This is a genomic window from Altererythrobacter sp. Z27, assembly GCF_052683155.1.
Genome location: NZ_JBQYMC010000001.1, coordinates 396,796 through 417,574 on the forward strand (window position 1 = coordinate 396,796; position 20,779 = coordinate 417,574).

Here is a 20,779-nt window from a genome sequence, read left to right on the forward strand (position 1 = left end):
GAGGGGAGTGAAATCATGTTGCGTGCCACCAACAAGTTGATCTTGATCGCTTCGCTTGCATCGCTGGCCGCTTGCGGTGCGCCTGTTTCGAACGAGGTCGATCGCGATGCGATTGCCAAGGAAGTCGAAGCCAAGGTCGGTGCGATCGTCGAAGCGGTGAACAATCACGATCCGGAGGCCACATCGCAGTTCAACGCGCCCGACTATGAGTTCTACAGCCATGGCTTTCCCAATGTTGTGGGTGCCAAGGCAGCGCTGGCGAACAACCAGTCATTGCTGTCCGACACAGGCGTGAGCCTGCAAGCCAGGAATGTTCGCGTCGAAGTGGCGGAGGCTGGCGATCTGGCGATCTACTCGGCGGATTACAGCTGGTCGTTCACCGATCCGGCGACGGGCGAAGTCGTGCCGGAAGCAGGCAACTGGATCCTGATATTCAAGCGCCAGGACGACGGGTCGCTCAAGGTTTTCCGCGAGATTGCCTCGGACACGCCGATGCCCGCGACGGAATAGAGGGCCCCCGCTTTCGCGGGAGCCCCATTGCCTCACATGTGGAGGTCGAACACGCTGATCGAAGCGTGGAAGATCAGCGCTATCAGCACGAGGCTGGACAACGCGAACAGAACGAAGCGCACCAGCACCACATTGGCCGTGGCCTGCACCAGCGAGTGCACCACGCGCAGCGCGACATAGATCCACGCCAGCAGCGCGTTCATCCCGTCACCCTGGCCGATGATCGCCAGCACGATCGCGATGGCGTAGAACACGGTCGGCGCTTCATGCAGGTGGTTGTAGTTGTCGGCCTTCCAGCTCACCTTGTCGGGCAGCTTCTCGCGCAGGCTGGCGCCGGTGCTGCCGACCAGCTTGGTGCCGTCGATCCCGGCTTTGCTCATCGCCGGGATGCGTGTGGCGTACATCCACAGCCACATCACCATGGTCCATGCCGCGAGCGCGACGACCGGCTGAAGAATGTCCATCCCGATCATGCGACCACTCCCGGATTTGCAAGCAGCGTGACCGACAGTGCACGCACCGCCAGCGCAGTAAGCGCAAGGGTAGACAGGATGAACAGCAGAAAGCGGATCGAGACGACGTTGACGGTCGACTGCCAGAGCGAATGGACGATCCGCAACGCGACATAGGCCCAGGCGAGCAGCACATCGATCGCCCCTGCGCCCATCATCGCCAGGATGATGACCGTGGGATAGAAGATCGTCGGCTGTTCCATCAGGTGCGCGTAGTTGTGCGACTTCCACTGCACCTTGTCGGGAAGCACCCCTTCAAGATCCTGTCCGCGTCCGCCGGGCTTGGCGCTCTTGAGGTCCATTCCGGACTTGGCCATGGCCGGAAAACGGGTTCCGGCAGTCCACAACAGCATGATTATCGACCACGCCACGAGTACGGCGGCGGGTGCCAGCATTTGAGCTTGCATGATATTTCTCCCCTCTATGCGGAGAGACTGCGCAGCTGATATTAAATTGTCAAATGCAACTTAAACTTGTTGGGCGCCTAGACCTGTCCCGCGATCGTTGCGGCATAGGCCTTGGGGTCGACATTTCCGCCCGTCAGCATGATTACCGTGCCTTCGTCGAGCGGAACCTTGCCCGCGAGTGCCGCCGCCAGCGCCGCCGAGCCGCCCGGTTCGACCACGAGGTGCAGGCGGGAGAATGCGAAGCGCTGGGCCGCGCGCACCTCGTCATCGGTCACCGCGACACCCGGCGAGCTGCGTCCACCCAGAACATCGAGGTTGATCTGCTTGGTGGCGATCGGCTGCAATGCGTCGCAGATGGTCTTGGGCGCATCCGGCGCAGCGTGGACGATTTCGCCCGCTGCGAGCGATTGGCCGACCATGTCCCAACCCACCGGTTCGACCGGGTAGATTTCGGCACCGGGGCAGGCGAGGGCAAGTCCCGCTGCCAGCCCGCCGCCGCCGCAACAAGCGAGGATGCGGCTGGGCTCGCGCCCCAGTTGCGCGGCGATCTCGATACCAGCGCTGCCCTGGCCTTCGATCACCCAGGGGTCGCCAAAGGCATGGACCAGCGTGCCGCCATGTTCCTCGATCAGCCGCGCGGCAACCGCATCGCGATCCTCGCCGGGGCGCTGGTACAGCACCACTTCGGCGCCCAGCGCGCGCGTGGCGTCGATCTTCACTTGCGGGGCATCGTGCGGCATCACTATCGTTGCCGAAATGCCGAGTCGCTTGGCAGCCCAGGCAACGCCCTGCGCGTGGTTGCCTGAGGATACCGCTACGACACCTGCTGCGCGCTCCGCTTCGCTGAGCGCAGTCAGCCTGTGCCAGGCGCCGCGAATCTTGAACGCGCCGATCGGCTGGAGGTTTTCGGCCTTCACCCAGCACTGCACGCCGTCGATCTCGACCGGCAGCAGCGGCGTAGGTGGCAGGATCGCCGCGATTTTTTCGGCTGCTTCGAGCACGCCGTCGCGGCTGGGCTGGCGGGAAGTTTGAAGGATCATTTTGCGCTCTTAGCGCATTCGACTAGAGAGCGCGCAAGATTCGAATTCGAAAGGTTGTCCATTATGTCCACTGTCCTCGTTATCGGAGCCGGCGGCGTCAGCTCGGTCTGCGTCCACAAGATGGCGATGAACAAGGATATTTTCTCCGATATCCATCTCGCCAGCCGCACCAGGCGCAAGTGCGATGCCATCGCCGCTTCGGTGAAGGAACGCACCGGCGTCGACATCGCGACCTATGAGATCGATGCCGAGGAAGTGCCGGCGATGGTCAACCTCATCCGCCAGGTGAAGCCTTCGCTGGTGGTGAATCTGGCGCTGCCGTATCAGGACCTGCCGATCATGGACGCCTGCCTTGAAGCGGGCGTGAACTATCTCGACACGGCGAATTACGAGCCGAAGGACGAGGCCAAGTTCGAGTATAGCTGGCAGTGGGCCTATCACGACCGCTTCAAGCAGGCGGGGATCATGGCGCTGCTCGGTTCGGGCTTCGATCCGGGCGTGACCAGCGTGTTCACCATGTGGCTCAAGAAGCACAAGCTCAAGGCCATCCGTACGCTCGACATCCTCGACTGCAACGGCGGCGACCACGGCCAGCATTTCGCCACCAACTTCAACCCGGAAATCAACATTCGCGAAGTGACCGCGCCCGCGCGGCATTGGGAGAATGGCGAATTCGTCGAAACCCCGGCGATGGCGAAGAAGGTCGAGTTCGATTTCGAGGCCGTTGGCCCCAAGAACATGTACATGATGTATCACGAGGAGCTGGAAAGCCTCGCGAAGTTCAATCCGGAGATGGAGCGCGCGCGTTTCTGGATGACCTTTGGCGACCAGTACATCACCCACCTCACCGTGCTGCAGAACGTCGGCATGACTTCGATCGAGCCGATCAAGTACAAGGGCGTGGAGATCATCCCGCTGCAGTTCCTCGCCGCCGTGCTGCCCAAGCCGGAGACGCTGGGCGAAACGACCAAGGGCAACACCAATATCGGCTGCATCGCCACCGGCGAAGCGCTCGACGGGTCGGGCGAGAAGACGTTCTACATCAAGAACATCTGCAGCCACGAAGCCGCCTATGAGGAAACCGGCAACCAAGCGGTGAGCTACACCACCGGCGTTCCCGCGATGATCGGCAGCGCGATGGTGGTGCAGGGCATCTGGACGGGGCAGGGCGTGTTCAACATGGAAGAAATGGACCCTGATCCCTTCATGGACATGCTCAACAAGCACGGCCTGCCGTGGACGGTCGAGGAATTGCCGGGGCCGGTCGAGTTCTGATCCCATGAGGCCGCTGCTGTTTGTCCACGGCGCACCGGGTGACGCCCGCATGTGGACGCCTGTGATCGATCGGCTCGCTACCAGGCTGGATGCGCGCGCGATTACCTTGTCGTTCTTCGGATCGCGCGAAATGCCTGAGGGCGGGGAGGCCTTTGGCACCGAGCAACATGCGCAGGACATCCTCGATTATGTCGAGACCATGCTTGAAACCCCTGTCGATGTCGTGGCCTGGTCTTACGGCGTCCATCCGGTGCTGCTGGCGGCCCTGCGTCGGCCCGAATTGTTCGGACGGCTTTTCCTCTACGAACCCGGCTTGCCTACCTATGTCAGCGATCCCGATGCGCTGGCCGAATTCGAGGCGGACGCGGGTCAGGCGTTTGGCCCGATTTTCGCGGCCTTGCAGGCCAAGGGTCCGGAGGCTGCGATAAAGGTCCTGATCGATGGCTCGGGCGGTCAGGGTTGCTTCGACGGCATGAGCGAGGAACGGCGGGATCTCTATCTCGACAGCGCCGGGATGATGCCCCTCTTGTTGGGCGGGGGACAGCCCCCTGCGCCGATCACGTCAGAGCAACTCGCCGGGCTCGATATGCCTGTCATTGTTGCGACGGGCGCCGACACGCGGCCGATCTTTGCCGTGCCCTCGCGCGCGCTGGCGAAAGCCTTGCCCAAGGGCGAGCTGCTGACGATCCCTGCTGCGAACCACATGTTGCCTGAAGCCAACCCGGCCAGCTTTGCGATGTACCTGCGAGAGTGGCTAGAGCAGTAGCCGGAAAGTTCGCGAATTTGTGGCGGCCATTAAGGGCGGTTGTTGACAATTATATCACGTGATATAAATTCATGGGCGAAAGGAACGCCCATGGCCACTGCTGCGCTCGATCCCGTACCTCAAACGCAGGCTCCGTTCCTGCCCGATCACGTGATCGCTCAGAAGGAAGCGATCCCTTCGATCTACGGCGCGATCGATTTCACGCGCATGCCTGAGCGATTTTCGACCGACCTTTCTGACAAGGTCGAGATGCCGGAGCGTTTCCTCGATCGCCGCGCCGAATTGCTGTCCGACCGGGAGAAGTTCGAAACGATCCGTGCCTATACGATGACCGGGGATCGCGTGGCGGATGCCTATGCCGCGCTTATGCCGCAATACGGCTTTCGCGCTCTGGTCGACATGCTCGAACTGGCTTGCGAGAAGGGCATCGAAGCGGTCGAAAATGCTCCGCCCGAACTGGTGGCCTTCATCGCCGCGATGGAAGCCAATCCCGCATGGCTCGACATGGAGATGGTGGAAGAGGGCGCCCGGCAGGAGCGCAACGGGCATGTCCATTTGACGCCCTTCGTGCTGCGCGGCGCGTTCATCGCGACCTTCATGAACAAATATTCGGCGCTGCCGATGGCGCTGACCGGCACCTTGTCCAACGGCACCGCCGCAAGGCGCGCCTATGAGACGGGCAGCTTCTTCACTTCGACACTGATGCCGGGGGCGCTCGGCCGCTTCGGCGCCGGTTTCAAGGCGGCCGCCAAGGTTCGCCTGATGCATTCGATGGTGCGCGCCAACATCGCGCGCAGCGGCAAGTGGGACGCATCGGTCTACGGCGTGCCGATCCCGCAGGTGGATCAGATGCCGGCGGGGTTGATCGGCACCTATCTGATGGCGCGCGAAGTTCTGGACAGCGGACGCGAGGAGTTCACTCCGCAGGAACGCGCGCGGGTCGAGCTGGCGCGCTATCGCTGCTTCCTGCTTGGCCTTCCCGAAGACCTTCTGGGCGAGACGCCGCGCGAGATCGAACGGCTATGGCTGCTCCGCCAGGCCACTTTGCGCGCCGAGTTCGAGCCGGAAACCTGCGGCGCCCTGCTGCGCGCGACGATGGCTGCCGACATGTCTCAGGGCGACGGGCTGAGCGGCAAGATCGGGGACTGGATGGAAAGCGGCTTTTCCAAGCTGTTCTTCATCAATCACTTCATGGCCGGAAACCGCGAGCGCGCAGCCAGCGTTGGCGTGACGATGAACGCATCGGACAAGCTTGCGGGCATCTGCGCGCTGCTGTTCGTGCAGGGCCAGATCAAATTCTACAAGATTCTCGACGCAATTCCCGGAGTGCGGGGCTGGGCCGGGCGGAGGCTCGTCAACAAGCTGGCCCGTATGCTCGAGTCCTATGGCCACGCGGATTTCATCACCGACGCCAGCCAGTATCGCCCTGCCGTCTGACTGAGGCAAATGCCGGATAAGCCAGGCCTATGGAGCTTGGTGAGGCATTCGACTATGGCGCGGGCATGACTGCTTCCTCAGCCTCCCGTGCTGCGCCACATGCGAAATATGCCAAGAGCGCGGAAACCCAACGCGCCATACTTGATGCCGCGATCCACGCGTTTGGCAAGGACGGGTTCGAAGCCACGAGCACGCGCGCCATCGCGGCAATCGCCGGGGTGAACCAGCCGGCAATCAACTACCATTTCGGCTCCAAGGACGCGCTCTATCTCGCATGCGCCCATGCGATCGTGGAAGATTTTGCGCGCGGGACAGGCAAGAGCTCGCTGGCCGCAGCGCAATATCTTTCCAGCATGCGCGATCCCGCGGCAGCGGTTTCGCATCTGAAGGCAGTGATGCACGAGCTGGTCGAACTTCTCGCCGGATCGCGCGAGGCATCCGTCCGCAGCGCTTTCGTCCTGCGCGAAATGCACAGCCCGGGCGAGGCCTATACTATCCTTTACGAGAGCATCTGGGCTCCGGGGATCAAGCTGGTCGCTGATTTGCTCGATGCCGCGCGCGGCAATGCGCAACCAAGCGATGAAGCCAAATTGCAGGCGATCATGCTTATCTCGAGCCTCGTCGCCTTCACCAGCGGACGGCAGGTATCGAAAGCCGTCATGCAATGGGACGAGATTGGAGATACCGAGCGGGCGCAGGTCCACAAGCTGACCGAACAACAGATCGATGCCCTGGTCGCATCGGGACAACAGGGCTGAATCAATGGAAACCAAAGCAGGCGATCCGGGCGCCTTCGCTCATTTCGATCTCTCCCGCGTCGAAAGCCCCGCTTTCGTGGTCGACGCGGCGAAGCTGCGTGCCAATTGCCAGGTGCTGGCCGATATCCGCGATGCCGCCGACATCAAGGTGCTGGCCGCGCTCAAGGCGTTCAGCATGTGGTCGACCGCGCCGATCATCGGCGAATTTCTCGACGGCGTGTGCACTTCGGGCCTGTGGGAAGCGCGGCTGGCGAGCGAGTTCTACGATGGCGAGATCGCGACCTATTCGGCTGCCTACAAGCCCGAGGAACTCGAAGAGATTTGCCGCCTGTCCGACCATGTGATCTTCAATTCACCCGGCCAGTTGCAGCGCGCCGCGCTGATCCTGGAGAATGCGCGCGCTTCGGGGCAGGATTTCGACATTGGCCTGCGCATCAATCCGCAGGTTCCGACTGGCGAAGTGGCAAAATACGATCCCTCCTCGCCCGGATCGCGGCTCGGCTTCCCGCTCGACCAGCTGACCGAAGAGCATCTGGAAGGCGTTGACGGCATCCACTTCCACAATCTCTGCGAGCAGGACCTCGAACCGCTCAAGCGCACTTGGGATGCGGTGTTCGACGTGATCGAGCCCTATTTCGGGCAGCTCAAGTGGATCAACATGGGCGGCGGGCACCACATTACCCGCGCCGATTACCAGTGCGAAGAGCTGGTCGAATTCCTCAAGGATGTGAAGGAAGACACCGGGGCCGAGCTTTACCTCGAGCCTGGGGAAGCGGTCGCGCTCGATGCCGGGATCCTCGTCGGGACTTTGCTCGACACGGGCTGGAACGGAATGCCGGTCGGCATCACCGATATTTCAGCCACCTGCCACATGCCCGATGTGATCGAAGCGCCCTATCGCCCGGCGATGTTGGGTGAACTGACCGATGAGGAACTGATCCCGATCCGGCTTGGCGGCCCCTCCTGCCTCGCAGGCGACGTGATCGGCGATTATCGCCTGCCGGTACCCGCCGAGCCCGGCGCGCGCTTCGCTTTCCTCGATCAGGCGCATTATTCGATGGTCAAAACCAACACCTTCAACGGCGTGCAATTGCCATCGATCTACCTGTGGGACAGCGAAACCGACGCGCTCGAGCTCGTGAAATCCTTCGATTACGAGGATTTCCGGGACCGTTTGAGTTAGCCCTCGGGCGTCACCAGTGCGAGGGGTTGAGCCGGAACTTCGGCTGCCTGCGGTTTTTCGGTCACGATAACCGCGTCGATCAGCACAGGTTCGTCCCGCTTCGGCTCTGCAACCGCTACCTGGCGCGAGGCAAAGGCCGCGGCATCGTCGCGCTTCTTGAGCTTTTCCCAGTCGGCCACTTCATAGCCATATTCACTGAGGCATGCGCTCATGTTGCGCTTGAACCTGCGCTCCTTTCCGCCGCGGATTGCGCGTGACATTCCAACGGCGGCGAGGATTCCAACCCCCGGTATTGCGAGCGATGCGGCAGTACTTGCCCCGCCAATACCAATGCCACCGGCGGAGGCAAAAGCAGCGGTCGTCCCAAATGTTCCAGCGGCGCCTGCAAAGCCTGAAGCTGCTGCGCCCTTAAAGTTCGAGCTGTGCCCGGATTTCACCAGCGCGGCGCAGGTGCGATAATCCTGCTCGAACGCCACACGGTCAGGCACCGGAGTGCTTACGGACGCTGCAAAATTGCGCGGCTTGGTCGAGCAACCCGCCAGCGCCGTCGCCATCGCAGCCACGGCCAATGCGGCCTTTCCTGTTCTCTTGATTCCCACCATTTTCCTTCTCCCACCCAGAGTTTGCCGCGGCCCTGTGGCAAGCAATGCGATGGAAGAGGGGATGCGGTGAGATGCAGGGCGCTGCGCATCGCGATGAACCTGCGATGCATGCTGTTGCATGGCGCGAATCCTGATATATTCCTGTGTCATGAACCACGTCGCCGATTTGCCGCTCAAGCTCGGTATGCTGATGAAAGCGACGTCGCTTAGCCGCGTGGCGCTGGCGCAGCAGCTGGCAGTCGACAAATCGCTGGTGGGACGCTGGCTTTCGGGCGCGGTTCACCCCACCGATCACAACCTTGCGCGGCTGAGTTCGCTGATCGGCGATTATCTGCCCGGTTTCCGCTTGGCCGACTGGTTCGAGGATTCAGCTACTTTGGCCCAGCGTTACGGGATCGCGCAGGAATCTGCTCCGGGTGAGGTTACCTTTCCGGGCGTCATAGGAGAGTTCCTTTCCTCCGTGAGCGAGGAAAGCGCCATGCGCGGTTCCGCCTATGAAGGCTTCTGGCGGACATCAAGGCCATCGCTCCTCATGCCTGGCGAACTGTTCCATGACTACGGGCTGATAAGGCGTGGGCCGAGCGGATTGATGGAAGTGCGCATGGGCGGCTCGGGCCTCGAATTCGAAGGCTATCTGATCCCCTTCGCGGGCAATCTTGCGGTCTATCTGTTCGACCGGATCGGGCGCTCGCCGGTTACTGTGATGTTCAAGGGAGTCACCCTGCCGCGCGCCATGGTGTTCGACGGGATCTTGTTGCTCGCCGCACTCGATTCGGCCCGCACGCCGGTCGCATTTCCGATCCTGGTGGAGCGGGTTGGGGACCTTTCGGGCGACGCTGAAGCAGACGACCAGCGCTATGCCGAAATCATCGAAACCATGCCGCAGCCGCTCGAGCCATTGCCCGATGATGTGCTCAAGGCACGAATTTACCGGGACAGCGGGCCAAGCAGTGCCGCGCAGGGGGGCGACGCCTTCCTAAGTGTCTCAATATCCAGCGCACTTTCGCGCGGTACAACGGGTCGCGGGCTCCACGGCTGAAGCCTGTCGCGCAGGCATGAATCGGCCAGCTGAGCCAGCTGTGCGGTGCATGGCGGAACATGCAACAGGTTCAATCGCTTGAATCGACGTGGCCGGCGCGAAAACACCCCTTTTTTCATTTGCGATTCATCGCGGAGGGCCTATATGCGCCGCTCCGCTGCCCCAAGGGGACTTCCTAACCGCAAGGCAGCTTGTCGTTTCATGGTTCAACAGAGCCGTTTTGGGGGTCCCTTGAGTTGCACATCTATCCCGATGCCAAGGCTGTAGTCCGCGACCTCGCTCCGGACGAACCCGTCATCCTCAACCGCCCGCACGCTGCGCTGCGCGCCGCCCGTTTCTTCATCGAGAAGTTTCCGGGCAAGCCGCTCTATGCCGTAAAGGCGAACCCCACGCCGGACCTGATCCAGACGCTGTGGAGCGCTGGAATCACGCATTACGACGTCGCCTCGATCGCCGAAGTGCGGTTGGTGCGCGGCCTGCTGCCCGAAGCGGTGCTGTGCTTCATGCATCCGGTGAAGACCCCCAGCGCGATTCGCGAAGCTTACTTCCAGCATGGCGTGAAGACCTTCAGCCTCGATTCGGTCGAAGAACTTGCCAAGATCGTCGACGCCTGCCGCAATCCCGAAACCGGGGAGCCTGCCACCGATTTGCGGCTGGCGGTGCGCCTGCGTGTGTCGAGCGAATTCTCCGAACTGTCGCTGGCCAGCAAGTTCGGCTGCGACCTGATCGAAGCGCCACAGTTGCTGCAGCAGGCGCGCCAGCATTGCGACTGGCTGGGCGTGTGCTTCCACGTCGGCAGCCAGGCGATGACGCCGTTCGCTTTCGTGCAGGCGCTCGACCGCACCCGCGCGGCGATTGCCGAGGCTTCGGTGGTGATCGACATGATCGACGTGGGCGGAGGGTTCCCGAGCTCGTACCCCGGGCTCGAGCCGCCACCGCTCGAAGACTATTTCGCGATGATTGCGCGGCACTTCGAAGCGCTGCCGATCGCCTACAACGCCGAGCTGTGGTGCGAGCCCGGGCGCGCGCTGTGCGCCGAATATTCGAGCATGATCGTAAAGGTCGAAAAGCGCCGCGGCGAAGAACTCTACATCAATGATGGCGCCTATGGCGCGCTTTACGATGCGGCGCATGTCGACTGGCGTTTCCCGGTCGTGGCGCTGGAAGACGATTTGCGCGACGCAGCGCAGGATTTCGCCTTCTACGGGCCGACCTGCGACGATGCCGACTATATGCAGGGACCCTTCGCGCTTCCGGGTGACATCCAGGCCGGCGACTATGTCGAAATCGGCATGCTGGGCGCCTATGGCACTGCGATGAAGACTGGCTTCAACGGCTTCGGCAATGCCGCGCAGGTGCTGGTGGCCGACGAACCCATGATGAGCCTCTATCGCGGCGATCGCGTGCGCCCCGATGCGGACAATGTGGTGAGCCTGCGCTGAGGCTTTTAACCGCTCCCGCCCGGCGCATTTGATAGACAGGCCGGGTGGATTGACCCTACCGTCGCATTCTGGCCGATGCTTGGGAGGAATCGCGCGTGACGGTAGCCATCGAGTTCTTCTTCGATCTTTCCAGCCCTTGGACGCGGCTGGCGTTCCGCAACATCCGTCCGCGGCTCGATGGCCTCGATTATGCCATCCGGTGGCGACCCATTCTGGTCGGCGGCGTGTTCAACGCGGTCAATCCGGCGGTCTATGAATCGCGCAAGCCCGAGAATTCGGCGCGGCTCGACCGCAGTTTCGGCTGGCTGATGGAATGGGCCGAACTGGCGGGGGTGGAGATGAACTTCCCTTCGCAGCACCACCCGCTGAAGTCGGTCAACGCGATGCGGATGTGCTGCGCGCTGGAAGATCGGCAGGATGAAACGGAACGCTTCGCCGAAGCCGCGTTCGAGGCCTATTTTGCGGGCCAGCGCAATCTCGACGACATGGCCGAGCTTGTCGCGGTGGCGGAGGAGATCGGGCTCGACGGAGCGGCGCTGGCCGAACGGGCTGTCACTCCCGAAAACAAGGAGCGGCTGCGCGCGAACACCGAAGAAGCGATCGCGCGCGGCGCTTTCGGCTCGCCCACGATCTTCGTCGCGGGAGAGCACATGTATTTCGGGAACGACCAGCTGCCGCTGGTGCGCCAGCGCGTGGAAAAGGCAGGCGGCTAGTCCTCGAACCCCACGAAGCGCGCAGCCTCTTCGAGCGGCTTGCGCGTGATATAGACCTCGTTCGCAGGGAAGTCCGGATCGGGCCAGCCCAGGGCCACGGCCTTCAGGATTACCTGATCGTCGGGGATACCCGCATGTTCGCGCACGACGGGCGATTGCATGATCCCTTGCGAATTGATCACACAACCGAGGCCACGGCTCCACGCGGCGTTGACCAGCGCGGTCGTGGCCGCTCCGCAATCGAAGGCGGTGTCGTCGCTGTCCGCCAGTTCGCGGTCATAGGTGATGATGACACAGACCGGCGCATCGAACTGGCGGAAGCCGCGTAGCACCCAATCCTGCCGCCGCTCCTTGTCGTCGCGCGCGATGCCCATCGCTTCGAACAGCTGGATCGCGCAGCCGACCTGCCGTTCGCGGTGGACGCCCTCGAAGGGATGGCCGCGGCGGAATTCGCGGCTATCGGGCACTCCCGCCAGAATATTCTCCGTGTTTCCCTTGCGGATTCGGTCGAGCGGCTCGCCGGTGATGACATGGAAATGCCACGGCTGGGTGTTCATCGAACTGGGCGAACGCATCGCGAGCGTTAGAATTTCCTCGATCAATTCGCGTGGAACCGGCTTGTCCAGATAGCCGCGGATGCTGCGCCGTCCGAGGACGACCTCGTCATAATTCATGCTGGATGATTCCTTCAGGCTTTGAAGTAGGGCTTGTCGCCGGCCACGGTGACGCGTTCCATCACGCGGCGGGCGGGGAAATAGTCGGATACCGCGAGGTGCTGGCACACGCGGTTGTCCCAGAAAGCCACCGAGCCCGCGCGCCAGCGGAAGCGGCACTGGATCTCTACATCGGCGGCAGTCGCATAGAGATGGTCGAGCAGCCAGCGGCTTTCCTTGTCCGACAGGCCCTCGATATGGCTGGTGAAGCCGGTGTTGACGTAGATCGCGCGCTCGCCGGTTTCGGGGTGGGTGCGGATCACCGGATGCCGCATCGGCGGATATTTGTCGTGCAAGTCCTGCGGCGCCTTGTTGAGCCGCTTCGCGAAGACGCGCGCGATGTCATGCACCGCAGTCAGCCCTTCGCAGAACCGCTTCATCTGTTCGGAAAGCCGTTCGTAGGCGAGGTGCATGTTGGCGAACAGCGTGTCGCCGCCGCATTCGGGCACTTCGCGCGCCAGCAGGATCGAGCCGAGCGAGGGGCATTCGCGCCAGGTCACGTCAGAGTGCCAGTTGTTCTCGCTTCCGCGGCTGTCGGGCCCGTGGGCAATGCGCAGCACTTCGGGATTGGGCTGGTCCTTCGGCGTCGCGGGATGGATCTCCAGTTCGCCGAACTGGCGTGCGAAGGCGATGTGCTGTTCCTGCGTAAGCTGCTGGTCGCGGAAGAAGATCACGCCATATTTGAGTAGCGCGGCTCGGATCTGGGGCACAAGCGCGCCAATGTCGGACGCGCCAAGGTCGATATTCAGGATTTCCGCACCGATCGCAGGCGTCATCGGGCGCACGTCGAGCGTGCCCGTGTCCAGCGTCGTCTTGTCTGCAATAGTCGCCATCGCCTCTCCCCTTTGCAGGGAGAATGCGCGATCAGGCGGCGGTGTTCAAGCGGCCTTGCGCAGTTCCAGCTCGAGCCGGTCCCAGATTTCGACCAGGGCGCTGGTCAGCTCGTCCATCATTTCCTCCGTATGCGCCGGGCCTGGGGTGAAGCGCAGGCGCTCGGTCCCGCGCGGCACGGTGGGGAAATTGATTGGCTGCACATAGGCGCCGTATTCGGCGAGCAGGATGTCGCTGATTTTCTTGGCGCGGACCGGATCGCCCACCATCAGCGGCACGATATGGGTGACGCTATCCATCACGGGCAGGCCGACTTCGCGGAACTTGGCCTTGAGCAGCGCGGCATTGGCTTGCTGCGCTTCGCGTTCTTCCGAGCTTTCCTTGAGGTGGCGCACTGCGGCAAGAACGCCTGCAACCAGAACCGGCGAAAGCGAAGTGGTGAAGATGAAGCCCGGGGCATAGCTGCGGATGCAGTCGATGATGCGCTGGTCGGCCGCGATATAGCCGCCCATCACGCCGAACGCCTTGCCCAGCGTGCCTTCGATGATGTCGATCCGGTGTGCGGCCTCGTCACGTTCCGAAATGCCGCCGCCGTGATCGCCATACATGCCCACGGCGTGGACCTCGTCGATATAGGTCAGCGCGTTGTATTTCTCGGCAAGGTCGCAGATCTCGTGGATCGGGGCTACGTCGCCATCCATCGAATAGACGCTTTCGAAAGCGATCACCTTGGGCGTGGCCGGATCTTCCGCAGCGAGCAATTCCTCGAGATGCGCGAGATCGTTGTGGCGGAACACGCGCTTGTCGCAGCCCGAATTGCGGATGCCCGCGATCATGCTGGCGTGGTTCAGCTCATCGGAGAAGATCACGCAGCCCGGCAGCAGCTTGCCCAGCGTCGAGAGCGTCGCATCGTTCGAAACATAGCCGCTGGTGAACAGCAGCGCCGCTTCCTTGCCGTGCAGCCCGGCCAGTTCCTGCTCAAGCTCGATATGCAAGTGCGTGTTGCCGCCGATATTGCGCGTGCCGCCGCTGCCCGCGCCGACATCGTGCAGCGCATCTTCCATCGCACAGATCACCTTGGGGTGCTGGCCCATCGCGAGATAGTCGTTCGAGCACCACACCGTGATTGGCTTGGGCCCGTTATGGCCATGGAAACACCGCGCGTTGGGGAACGCGCCCTTGTTGCGCATGATGTCGATGAAGACGCGATAGCGCCCTTCCTCGTGCAAGCGATCGATCGCCTTGTCGAAGATCTGGTCGTAGTTCACGCACAAGTTCCGCTGTTTCGCGCCGCTTTGGCGGCTGCCATCAGGGCGCAGGATTTAGTGGCAAAAGTATCTTTTTGCCACCCATGATCTTTGAGAACGACTCGCAGCTCTACGAATGACCGATCAGGCCGGGTTTGCCTGTTGCGGTTCGAATGCGGGGAGTGGGCCGTCATCGTCCCTGCGGAAGAATTCGCCGCGCATCCGCTCGACGAATTGGGCGATCTCGCCGCGCGCCGTGATCCACATTTCGCGCTCGTCCGCATTTTCGGCAGGGATGGTTTCCAGGAGGACTTCCAGCACCGTGTCGATCAGGCCCATGTACCATTGCGGCCCGACCTGTAGCGTATCGTGGTGGTGCGGAATGGTGGTCCCCTGCTCGATCAGCGTGGAAGCGCGATTCTCGATCCATTGGAACAGGAAGAAGGCGGTGGTGTTGACCATCCTGCCTTCGAGCTCTTCGCGATAGCCGCAACCGTGATGTTCGAAGGAGGCGCGCGCTTCGGGGAAGCGAGCATAGTAACGCGCGATCACTTCGCCGGTGATGTCGCCCCTCTGCTCGACCAGCCGCTCCACGCTTGCCGTGGCGAGGTTGGCTGCGGGCTCCATTCAGAAGGCTTCCAGTCGCGTAATGCCGTGTCTGGCGAAGGCCGGGGCCAGCGCCTCGAATTCGGCGAGATCGCCGGTGGTGATCGCCCGGCTTTCGAACCCGTCGTCGAATTGCTGGCCGCTGGTCAGGTCCTGGATCCGGCGCGCGATCCCTTCCGCGCCGTCGACGAAGCGCACGCCGGGGCCGAAGGCTTGGGCCAGCTCGTCTTTCAGCAGCGGGAAATGGGTGCAGGCGAGCACGACGGTGTCGATCGCTTCGCCGCCCTGCATCGCGCGCAAGGCGTTCGCCGCGGCTTCGATCACCGCCATGTCGACCACTTCGCCGCGCAGCTTGGCTTCGGCTGCCTCGACGAGTCCGGGCGCGGCATGGCGCAGCAGGCGTTTGCCCTCTGCGAATTCCGCCTCAAGCTTGTCGACATAGGCTTGCCGCACGGTGGCGGCGGTGCCGAGCAGGCCGATCACGCCGGTCTGGGTCATGGCGGCGGCAGGCTTGATCGCTGGCACGGTGCCGACAACGGGAATTTCGAGGACTTCGCGCACCATGCCGAGCGCGATGGTGCTGGCGGTGTTGCAGGCGATGCAGGCCAGGCGCGGGTGGTATCGTTCGCACATGCGGCCCAGCAAGCCGGCGACGCGCGCCGCGATCTGTGCTTCGGATTTCTCGCCATAGGGTAGGCCGGCGAGGTCGGCGGCATAGATCACCGGAGCTTGCGGCAGCACGCGGCGCAGCTCTTCCAGCACGGTGAGCCCGCCAACACCGGAATCGAACAGCAGGATTGGGGAAGTTGCTTCCAAAATGAATGTTTCCGTTCGCCCTGAGCTTGTCGAAGGGCCGTACTTACTTTTACAACAAGTTCAAACAAGAAGGACGGGGCTTGGACAGGCTCAGCCCGAACGGAGTTGCTTATGGAAGCGATTTACGCGGCATTGCTGGGATACTTGCTCGGATCGATCCCGTTCGGCCTCTTGCTGACCAAGGCTGCGGGCATGGGCGACGTTCGCCAGATCGGCAGCGGCAATATCGGCGCGACCAACGTCCTGCGCACCGGCAAGAAAGGGCTGGCGGCGGCCACGCTGCTGCTCGATCTTGTCAAGGGCTTCGCAGCCGTCTGGATCGCGGGGCAGCTTTGGGGCGGGCCGGCCATGGCCTTTGCCGCGGGCGCTGCCGTGATCGGCCATTGCTTCCCGGTGTGGCTCGGCTTCAAGGGCGGCAAGGGCGTGGCCACCAATGCCGGCGTATGCTTCGGCCTCGCCCTGCCGATCGGGCTTTCCTACGCGCTTGTATGGCTCAGCATTCTCGCGATCTTCCGTATCTCCTCGCTCGCGGGGATGAGCGCGGTGGTGGCCGCCGCGGCTGCTGCGCCGCTGTTCGGCTATCCCGAATATTTCCCCGTGCTGGCTGCGATTGCGGGCCTGATCATCTATCTCCACCGTGCCAATATCGCGCGGCTGATGAAGGGCGAAGAGCCCAGGATAGGCGGCAACAAGACGTGATGGCGGCCACCGGATAATGGAGAGCAAGGGGTCGCAACCGGTGCTCTCGCAGATCGAAGCATTCTCGCGCATCCGCCTGTTGCGCTCGCCCAATATCGGGCCGGTGAGCTATCGCCAGTTGCTCGCGCGTTTCGGCAGTGCGCAGGCCGCGCTTGAGGCTCTGCCCGATCTCGGCAAGCGGGGAGGGCGCACCTATCGCGAAGCCGCGACCGGATCGATCGAACGCGAAGTGGAGGCGCTGCGCCGTGCCGGGGCGAAATACCTCTTCCACGACCAGCCCGACTATCCTTCGCTGCTCGGCCAGATCGACAGCGCGCCGCCGATCCTGACCTGGCGCGGCGATTGGCCGCTGGCGGAGCGGCCCTGCGTGGCGATGGTCGGCGCGCGCAATGCCAGTGCGGCGGCGGTCAAGCTGGCGCGCGAGTTCGCAGGCGCGCTCGCAAGCGAGGGTTTCACAATCGTCTCCGGCCTCGCGCGCGGGATCGACGGCGCCGCGCATCTGGGTGCGCTACCCGCTACCGTGGGCGTGATCGCAAGCGGGATCGACATTGCCTATCCGCCGCAACATGCCGATTTGCAGGAACGGATCGCGCAGGAGGGGCTGCTGATCGCCGAGCAACCGCCCGGCACCGAACCCAAGGGCAGCCATTTTCCCAGCCGCAACCGCATCATCGCGGGGATGGCGGCGGGAACTCTGGTTGTAGAGGCCGCGCCGAAGAGCGGATCGCTCATCACGGCGCGACTGGCGGGCGAGGCGGGCAGGGAAGTCATGGCGATTCCCGGCAGCCCTCTCGACGCTCGCTCGCAAGGCTGCAACCAGCTTATCCGCGAGGGCGCGGTGCTGGTGCAATCGCCGGAGGAAGTGATCGAACTACTGAGCGGCTTCCAAGGCGCGCCGCGCTCGAGTTTCCGTGTGGAATCGCCGAGCTTCGATTTCGAGCCGGAGGAATGGGCCGATGCCGAACCGGCCGATATCGCCAGCCTGCTCACCACCGCGCCGGTCGCGGTGGATGAACTTATCCGGCAATCTGGCGAAAGCGCGGCATCTGTGCAGATGGCGTTGCTGGAACTAGAGATCGGCGGTCGCCTTCGGCGGCATGCAGGGGGGAGAGTCAGCCTTGTCGAGTGAAACCGTCTTCGCATCGCGCGTATTCCGCTGGTCGGCGATCTATGGCGTGATCGCGCTCGTGCCAGCCTATTTCATGCCCGTGCCCGATCCGTGGCACCTGCCCTATCTCGGCTTCGTCGGGCTGGCGCTGGTGTTCCAGGGCGTGTTCTGGGTGATCGCTAGCGATCCGCAGCGCTTCATGCCGCTGATGCCGGTCTGCATCTGGGAGAAGCTGTGTTTCGGTATACCCGCGCTGGCGTTCTTCGCACGGGGACAGGCCGATGCGGCCAGCGCGGCGTTCGGCGCGATCGACCTTTTCCTGGGTGCGCTGTTCTTCCTCGCTTGGCGAAGGATGCGCGCGGCCACTTGACTTGGCCCGAAACCCGCCGCCACCCTCGCGCGTACGTACACGTATACGCGTAGGGGCATCAAAACACCGCAATGCAGCTTGTTATCGTTGAATCGCCGGCCAAGGCGAAGACCATCGAGAAATACCTCGGCAAGGACTTCAAGGTCCTCGCCAGCTACGGCCACGTCCGCGACCTGCCACCGAAGGATGGCAGCGTGCGCCCGGACGAGGATTTCGCGATGGATTGGGAACTCTATCGCGACAAGCAGAGCCGCTTCAAGGAAATCGCTGACGCCGCGAAGAAGGCCGACCGGCTCGTGCTCGCGACCGACCCCGACCGCGAAGGCGAAGCGATCAGCTGGCACGTCCAGGAGCTTCTGGCGAAGCGCAAGGCGCTGCCCAAGAGCGTCGACCGCGTAACCTTCAACGCGATCACCAAGAGCGCCGTCACCGAAGCGATGGCGCATCCGCGTGCGCTCGATACCGATCTGATCGACGCCTATCTGGCGCGCCGCGCGCTCGACTATCTGTTCGGCTTCACGCTCAGCCCGGTGCTGTGGCGCAAGCTGCCCGGCGCCAAGAGCGCGGGCCGTGTCCAGTCGGTCGCATTGCGGCTGATCGTCGACCGCGAGCGCGAGATCGAGGCCTTCCGCGCAGATGAATACTGGTCGGTTATCGCCAGGCTCGAACATGACGGCACGCAGTTCGATGCGCGGCTGGTGCGCTTCAAGGGCGAGAAGCTCGACAAGCTCACTCTCGGCAACGAGGGCAGCGCGATGGAGGCCAAGGCCGCGGTCGAAGGCGCGCGCTTCACGGTCGAGGATATCGAGACCAAGCCGCTGAAGCGCAGCCCCGCGCCGCCGTTCACCACTTCGACGCTGCAGCAAGAGGCCGCGCGCAAGCTCGGCTTCTCCGCTAGCCATACAATGCGGTGCGCGCAGTCGCTCTATGAAGCGGGCGCGATCACCTACATGCGTACCGACGGCGTGCAGATGGATCCGGGCGCGATCATGGCTCTGCGCGATGCCATCGCCGAGCGTTACGATTCCTCTTACCTGCCCGAAAAGCCGCGCTTCTATTCCACCAAGGCCAAGAACGCTCAGGAAGCGCACGAGGCGATCCGGCCGACCGATTTCCGCCGCGAACATGCCGGTTCGGGTGACGAAGCCAAGCTCTATGCGCTGATCTTCAAGCGCGCCATGGCGAGCCAGATGTCCGCCGCGCAGCTCGAGCGCACCACGGTGACTTTGCGCGACCCGACCGGCGCCCATGAATTGCGCGCCACCGGCCAGGTCGTGAAGTTCCCCGGCTTCTTCGCTGTCTATCAGGAAGGGATCGACGATACCGAGGATGATGAGGACGGCCTGCTTCCCATAATCCGCAAGGGCGATTGCCCGCTCAAGAAAGCGGTCGAAGCGAACCAGCACTTCACGCAGCCGCCGCCGCGCTTTTCCGAGGCTTCGCTGGTCAAGCGGCTCGAGGAACTCGGCATCGGGCGCCCTTCAACCTATGCCTCGACCATCCAGACCCTGCGCGACCGCGACTATGTGCGGATGGAGAAGAACCGCTTCTTCGCCGAGGAATCGGGGCGACTGCTGACCGCTTTCCTCGAACGCTTCTTCCCGAACTACGTGGCTTATGACTTCACCGCCGGGATGGAGGACGAGCTCGACGAAGTGTCGGGCGGCCGCGAGGCGTGGAAGGCGCTGCTCGCCAAGTTCTGGCAGGACTTCAAGCCCAAGGCCGACGAGGTGATGGACAAGCTGCCTTCGGAAGTGACCGAAGCGCTCGACGATTACCTTTCGAACTATCTTTTCCCTCCGCGCGAGGATGGCGGCGACCCGCGCGCCTGCCCGATGTGCCAGGCGGAAGGGCGCAGCGGCGGACGGCTGTCGCTGCGCGGCGGGCGCTTCGGAGCGTTCGTCGCCTGCGCCAACTATCCCGAATGCAAATATACGCGCCGTTTCGCGCAGCCGGGCGGCAATGGCGAGGAAGCGGGCGAAGACGGGGTGATGGGCACCCATCCCGAAACCGGCCTGCCGATCCACCGCAAGACCGGGCGCTTCGGTCCCTATATCGAGATGGGCGAGGGCAAGGAGGCGAAGCGCGCTTCGATTCCCAAGGACCTCGACGATTTCGAACTTGACTGGGCGGTGCAGCTGCTGGGCCTGCCGAGGATCATCGGCGAGCATCCCGACACTGGGCTGGAAATCGAAGCGAATATAGGGCGTTACGGCCCCTATCTCAGGCATGACGGCAAATACGGCAAGCTGTCCAACACGCGCGAAGTGTTCGAAGTGGGCATGAACCGTGCGGTCGATATTCTGGCGCAGGCCGCCAATCGCGGCGCCGGGGGAGGGCGCGGCAAGGCCGAGCCGATCAAGACATTGGGTGCGCACCCGACCAGCGGGGGCGAGATCAAGGTCATGCCGGGCCGCTATGGTCCCTATGTCACCGACGGCACCACCAATGCGACCATCCCCAAGGATGTGAAGCCCGAGGATATCACCGAAGCGCAGGCAGTCGAACTGATCGATGCGCGTGCGGCGAAGGGACCGGCCAAGAAAAAGGGGCGCAAGAAGGCGGCACCGAAGAAAAAGGCAGCGCCGAAGAAAAAGGCGGCAAGCTGACGGTAACCCTCTTTGGCGGAGCCATTTTCACTCCGCCCCGTTCGTAAATCATCAAGACTTACACGCTAGTAAGAAGCCTGAATGAGGGTGTCGCCA

The 20,779-nt window shown here is 63.0% G+C and carries 22 protein-coding genes; 13 read left to right on the forward strand and 9 right to left on the reverse strand.

The window, feature by feature from the left end; all coding sequences use genetic code 11:
• Window positions 1–15 precede the first annotated feature (15 nt).
• Entirely contained in the window at window positions 16–510 is a 495-nt protein-coding gene (locus ACUJ47_RS02015) for a YybH family protein (RefSeq protein WP_445536796.1), read from the forward strand.
• A 32-nt stretch (window positions 511–542) separates the two neighbouring features.
• Here ACUJ47_RS02015 and ACUJ47_RS02020 read toward each other — a convergent pair whose 3' ends face one another.
• The 3 genes from ACUJ47_RS02020 to ACUJ47_RS02030 all read right to left on the reverse strand — a co-directional run bounded on the left by ACUJ47_RS02020 (window position 543) and on the right by ACUJ47_RS02030 (window position 2,469).
• On the reverse strand, window positions 543–983 hold the full coding sequence (locus ACUJ47_RS02020) for an MAPEG family protein (protein WP_445536797.1): 441 nt from the start codon (window positions 981–983) through the stop codon (window positions 543–545).
• A complete protein-coding gene (locus ACUJ47_RS02025) occupies window positions 980–1,429 on the reverse strand; it encodes an MAPEG family protein (RefSeq protein ID WP_445536798.1) in 450 nt (149 codons plus the stop codon). Before ACUJ47_RS02025 ends, ACUJ47_RS02020 begins: the two co-directional genes overlap by 4 nt.
• A gap of 77 nt (window positions 1,430–1,506) precedes the next feature.
• Window positions 1,507–2,469 (reverse strand): threonine ammonia-lyase, encoded by a 963-nt coding sequence (locus ACUJ47_RS02030; protein WP_445536799.1) that lies wholly within the window; start codon window positions 2,467–2,469, stop codon window positions 1,507–1,509.
• A 63-nt stretch (window positions 2,470–2,532) separates the two neighbouring features.
• Here ACUJ47_RS02030 and ACUJ47_RS02035 point away from each other — a divergent pair, with 63 nt between their 5' ends.
• The 5 genes from ACUJ47_RS02035 to ACUJ47_RS02055 all read left to right on the forward strand — a co-directional run bounded on the left by ACUJ47_RS02035 (window position 2,533) and on the right by ACUJ47_RS02055 (window position 7,888).
• Window positions 2,533–3,744 carry a saccharopine dehydrogenase family protein gene (locus tag ACUJ47_RS02035; RefSeq protein WP_445536800.1) on the forward strand — a complete coding sequence of 404 codons (1,212 nt, stop codon included), beginning with the start codon at window positions 2,533–2,535 and terminating at the stop codon, window positions 3,742–3,744.
• A gap of 4 nt (window positions 3,745–3,748) precedes the next feature.
• Window positions 3,749–4,510, forward strand: a complete 762-nt coding sequence (locus ACUJ47_RS02040) for an alpha/beta fold hydrolase (protein ID WP_445536801.1) — start codon at window positions 3,749–3,751, stop codon at window positions 4,508–4,510.
• A gap of 90 nt (window positions 4,511–4,600) precedes the next feature.
• On the forward strand, window positions 4,601–5,947 hold the full coding sequence (locus tag ACUJ47_RS02045; RefSeq protein WP_445536802.1) for an oxygenase MpaB family protein: 1,347 nt from the start codon (window positions 4,601–4,603) through the stop codon (window positions 5,945–5,947).
• A 65-nt stretch (window positions 5,948–6,012) separates the two neighbouring features.
• On the forward strand, window positions 6,013–6,705 hold the full coding sequence (locus ACUJ47_RS02050; protein ID WP_445536803.1) for a CerR family C-terminal domain-containing protein: 693 nt from the start codon (window positions 6,013–6,015) through the stop codon (window positions 6,703–6,705).
• Window positions 6,706–6,709: 4 nt separating this feature from the next.
• A complete protein-coding gene (locus ACUJ47_RS02055; protein ID WP_445536804.1) occupies window positions 6,710–7,888 on the forward strand; it encodes a carboxynorspermidine decarboxylase in 1,179 nt (392 codons plus the stop codon).
• Here ACUJ47_RS02055 and ACUJ47_RS02060 read toward each other — a convergent pair.
• The gene (locus ACUJ47_RS02060) at window positions 7,885–8,490 is read right to left on the reverse strand and encodes a hypothetical protein (protein ID WP_445536805.1); all 606 of its coding nucleotides are present in this window, start codon (window positions 8,488–8,490) and stop codon (window positions 7,885–7,887) included. The two genes, ACUJ47_RS02055 and ACUJ47_RS02060, sit on opposite strands and share 4 nt — an antisense overlap.
• Before the next feature lie 148 nt (window positions 8,491–8,638).
• Here ACUJ47_RS02060 and ACUJ47_RS02065 point away from each other — a divergent pair, with 148 nt between their 5' ends.
• The 3 genes from ACUJ47_RS02065 to ACUJ47_RS02075 all read left to right on the forward strand — a co-directional run bounded on the left by ACUJ47_RS02065 (window position 8,639) and on the right by ACUJ47_RS02075 (window position 11,684).
• Complete coding sequence (locus ACUJ47_RS02065) at window positions 8,639–9,529, forward strand: hypothetical protein (protein ID WP_445536806.1); 891 nt, start codon at window positions 8,639–8,641, stop codon at window positions 9,527–9,529.
• 236 nt (window positions 9,530–9,765) lie between these two features.
• A complete protein-coding gene (locus ACUJ47_RS02070; RefSeq protein WP_354145290.1) occupies window positions 9,766–10,971 on the forward strand; it encodes a type III PLP-dependent enzyme in 1,206 nt (401 codons plus the stop codon).
• Window positions 10,972–11,066: 95 nt separating this feature from the next.
• Window positions 11,067–11,684, forward strand: coding sequence for a 2-hydroxychromene-2-carboxylate isomerase (locus tag ACUJ47_RS02075; protein ID WP_445536807.1), 618 nt, complete (start codon window positions 11,067–11,069; stop codon window positions 11,682–11,684).
• Here ACUJ47_RS02075 and ACUJ47_RS02080 read toward each other — a convergent pair.
• The 5 genes from ACUJ47_RS02080 to murI all read right to left on the reverse strand — a co-directional run bounded on the left by ACUJ47_RS02080 (window position 11,681) and on the right by murI (window position 15,897).
• The gene (locus ACUJ47_RS02080) at window positions 11,681–12,358 is read right to left on the reverse strand and encodes a nitroreductase (protein ID WP_445536808.1); all 678 of its coding nucleotides are present in this window, start codon (window positions 12,356–12,358) and stop codon (window positions 11,681–11,683) included. The genes ACUJ47_RS02075 and ACUJ47_RS02080 overlap by 4 nt on opposite strands.
• 14 nt (window positions 12,359–12,372) lie before the next feature.
• A complete protein-coding gene (locus tag ACUJ47_RS02085; protein ID WP_445536809.1) occupies window positions 12,373–13,230 on the reverse strand; it encodes a TauD/TfdA dioxygenase family protein in 858 nt (285 codons plus the stop codon).
• Between the two features lie 45 nt (window positions 13,231–13,275).
• The gene (gene hemA, locus ACUJ47_RS02090) at window positions 13,276–14,496 is read right to left on the reverse strand and encodes a 5-aminolevulinate synthase (protein ID WP_445536810.1); all 1,221 of its coding nucleotides are present in this window, start codon (window positions 14,494–14,496) and stop codon (window positions 13,276–13,278) included.
• A 123-nt stretch (window positions 14,497–14,619) separates the two neighbouring features.
• Complete coding sequence (locus tag ACUJ47_RS02095; protein ID WP_445536811.1) at window positions 14,620–15,102, reverse strand: hypothetical protein; 483 nt, start codon at window positions 15,100–15,102, stop codon at window positions 14,620–14,622.
• Window positions 15,103–15,897 (reverse strand): glutamate racemase, encoded by a 795-nt coding sequence (gene murI, locus ACUJ47_RS02100; protein WP_445536812.1) that lies wholly within the window; start codon window positions 15,895–15,897, stop codon window positions 15,103–15,105. It lies immediately after the preceding gene.
• A gap of 111 nt (window positions 15,898–16,008) precedes the next feature.
• Between murI and plsY the strand changes: the two genes are divergently transcribed.
• The 4 genes from plsY to topA all read left to right on the forward strand — a co-directional run bounded on the left by plsY (window position 16,009) and on the right by topA (window position 20,683).
• The gene (plsY, locus tag ACUJ47_RS02105) at window positions 16,009–16,596 is read left to right on the forward strand and encodes a glycerol-3-phosphate 1-O-acyltransferase PlsY (RefSeq protein ID WP_445536813.1); all 588 of its coding nucleotides are present in this window, start codon (window positions 16,009–16,011) and stop codon (window positions 16,594–16,596) included.
• A gap of 16 nt (window positions 16,597–16,612) precedes the next feature.
• The gene (gene dprA, locus ACUJ47_RS02110) at window positions 16,613–17,725 is read left to right on the forward strand and encodes a DNA-processing protein DprA (protein WP_445536814.1); all 1,113 of its coding nucleotides are present in this window, start codon (window positions 16,613–16,615) and stop codon (window positions 17,723–17,725) included.
• Window positions 17,715–18,074 (forward strand): hypothetical protein, encoded by a 360-nt coding sequence (locus ACUJ47_RS02115; RefSeq protein ID WP_445536815.1) that lies wholly within the window; start codon window positions 17,715–17,717, stop codon window positions 18,072–18,074. Before dprA ends, ACUJ47_RS02115 begins: the two co-directional genes overlap by 11 nt.
• 71 nt (window positions 18,075–18,145) lie before the next feature.
• Window positions 18,146–20,683 (forward strand): type I DNA topoisomerase, encoded by a 2,538-nt coding sequence (gene topA / locus ACUJ47_RS02120; protein WP_445536816.1) that lies wholly within the window; start codon window positions 18,146–18,148, stop codon window positions 20,681–20,683.
• Window positions 20,684–20,779: the final 96 nt, after the last annotated feature.

What these genes read in the sequence shown, in the direction of transcription:
- ACUJ47_RS02025 (WP_445536798.1), bottom strand. Translation starts at nt 1,429, where the DNA reads ATGCAAGCTCAAATGCTGGCACCCGCCGCCGTACTCGTGGCGTGGTCG.
- ACUJ47_RS02020 (WP_445536797.1), bottom strand. Translation starts at nt 983, where the DNA reads ATGATCGGGATGGACATTCTTCAGCCGGTCGTCGCGCTCGCGGCATGG.
- ACUJ47_RS02040 (WP_445536801.1), top strand. Translation starts at nt 3,749, where the DNA reads ATGAGGCCGCTGCTGTTTGTCCACGGCGCACCGGGTGACGCCCGCATG.
- plsY (WP_445536813.1), top strand. Translation starts at nt 16,009, where the DNA reads ATGGAAGCGATTTACGCGGCATTGCTGGGATACTTGCTCGGATCGATC.
- dprA (WP_445536814.1), top strand. Translation starts at nt 16,613, where the DNA reads ATGGAGAGCAAGGGGTCGCAACCGGTGCTCTCGCAGATCGAAGCATTC.
- ACUJ47_RS02085 (WP_445536809.1), bottom strand. Translation starts at nt 13,230, where the DNA reads ATGGCGACTATTGCAGACAAGACGACGCTGGACACGGGCACGCTCGAC.
- ACUJ47_RS02060 (WP_445536805.1), bottom strand. Translation starts at nt 8,490, where the DNA reads ATGGTGGGAATCAAGAGAACAGGAAAGGCCGCATTGGCCGTGGCTGCG.
- ACUJ47_RS02095 (WP_445536811.1), bottom strand. Translation starts at nt 15,102, where the DNA reads ATGGAGCCCGCAGCCAACCTCGCCACGGCAAGCGTGGAGCGGCTGGTC.
- ACUJ47_RS02050 (WP_445536803.1), top strand. Translation starts at nt 6,013, where the DNA reads ATGACTGCTTCCTCAGCCTCCCGTGCTGCGCCACATGCGAAATATGCC.
- ACUJ47_RS02055 (WP_445536804.1), top strand. Translation starts at nt 6,710, where the DNA reads ATGGAAACCAAAGCAGGCGATCCGGGCGCCTTCGCTCATTTCGATCTC.
- ACUJ47_RS02080 (WP_445536808.1), bottom strand. Translation starts at nt 12,358, where the DNA reads ATGAATTATGACGAGGTCGTCCTCGGACGGCGCAGCATCCGCGGCTAT.
- topA (WP_445536816.1), top strand. Translation starts at nt 18,146, where the DNA reads ATGCAGCTTGTTATCGTTGAATCGCCGGCCAAGGCGAAGACCATCGAG.
- ACUJ47_RS02065 (WP_445536806.1), top strand. Translation starts at nt 8,639, where the DNA reads ATGAACCACGTCGCCGATTTGCCGCTCAAGCTCGGTATGCTGATGAAA.
- ACUJ47_RS02045 (WP_445536802.1), top strand. Translation starts at nt 4,601, where the DNA reads ATGGCCACTGCTGCGCTCGATCCCGTACCTCAAACGCAGGCTCCGTTC.
- ACUJ47_RS02015 (WP_445536796.1), top strand. Translation starts at nt 16, where the DNA reads ATGTTGCGTGCCACCAACAAGTTGATCTTGATCGCTTCGCTTGCATCG.
- ACUJ47_RS02035 (WP_445536800.1), top strand. Translation starts at nt 2,533, where the DNA reads ATGTCCACTGTCCTCGTTATCGGAGCCGGCGGCGTCAGCTCGGTCTGC.
- ACUJ47_RS02030 (WP_445536799.1), bottom strand. Translation starts at nt 2,469, where the DNA reads ATGATCCTTCAAACTTCCCGCCAGCCCAGCCGCGACGGCGTGCTCGAA.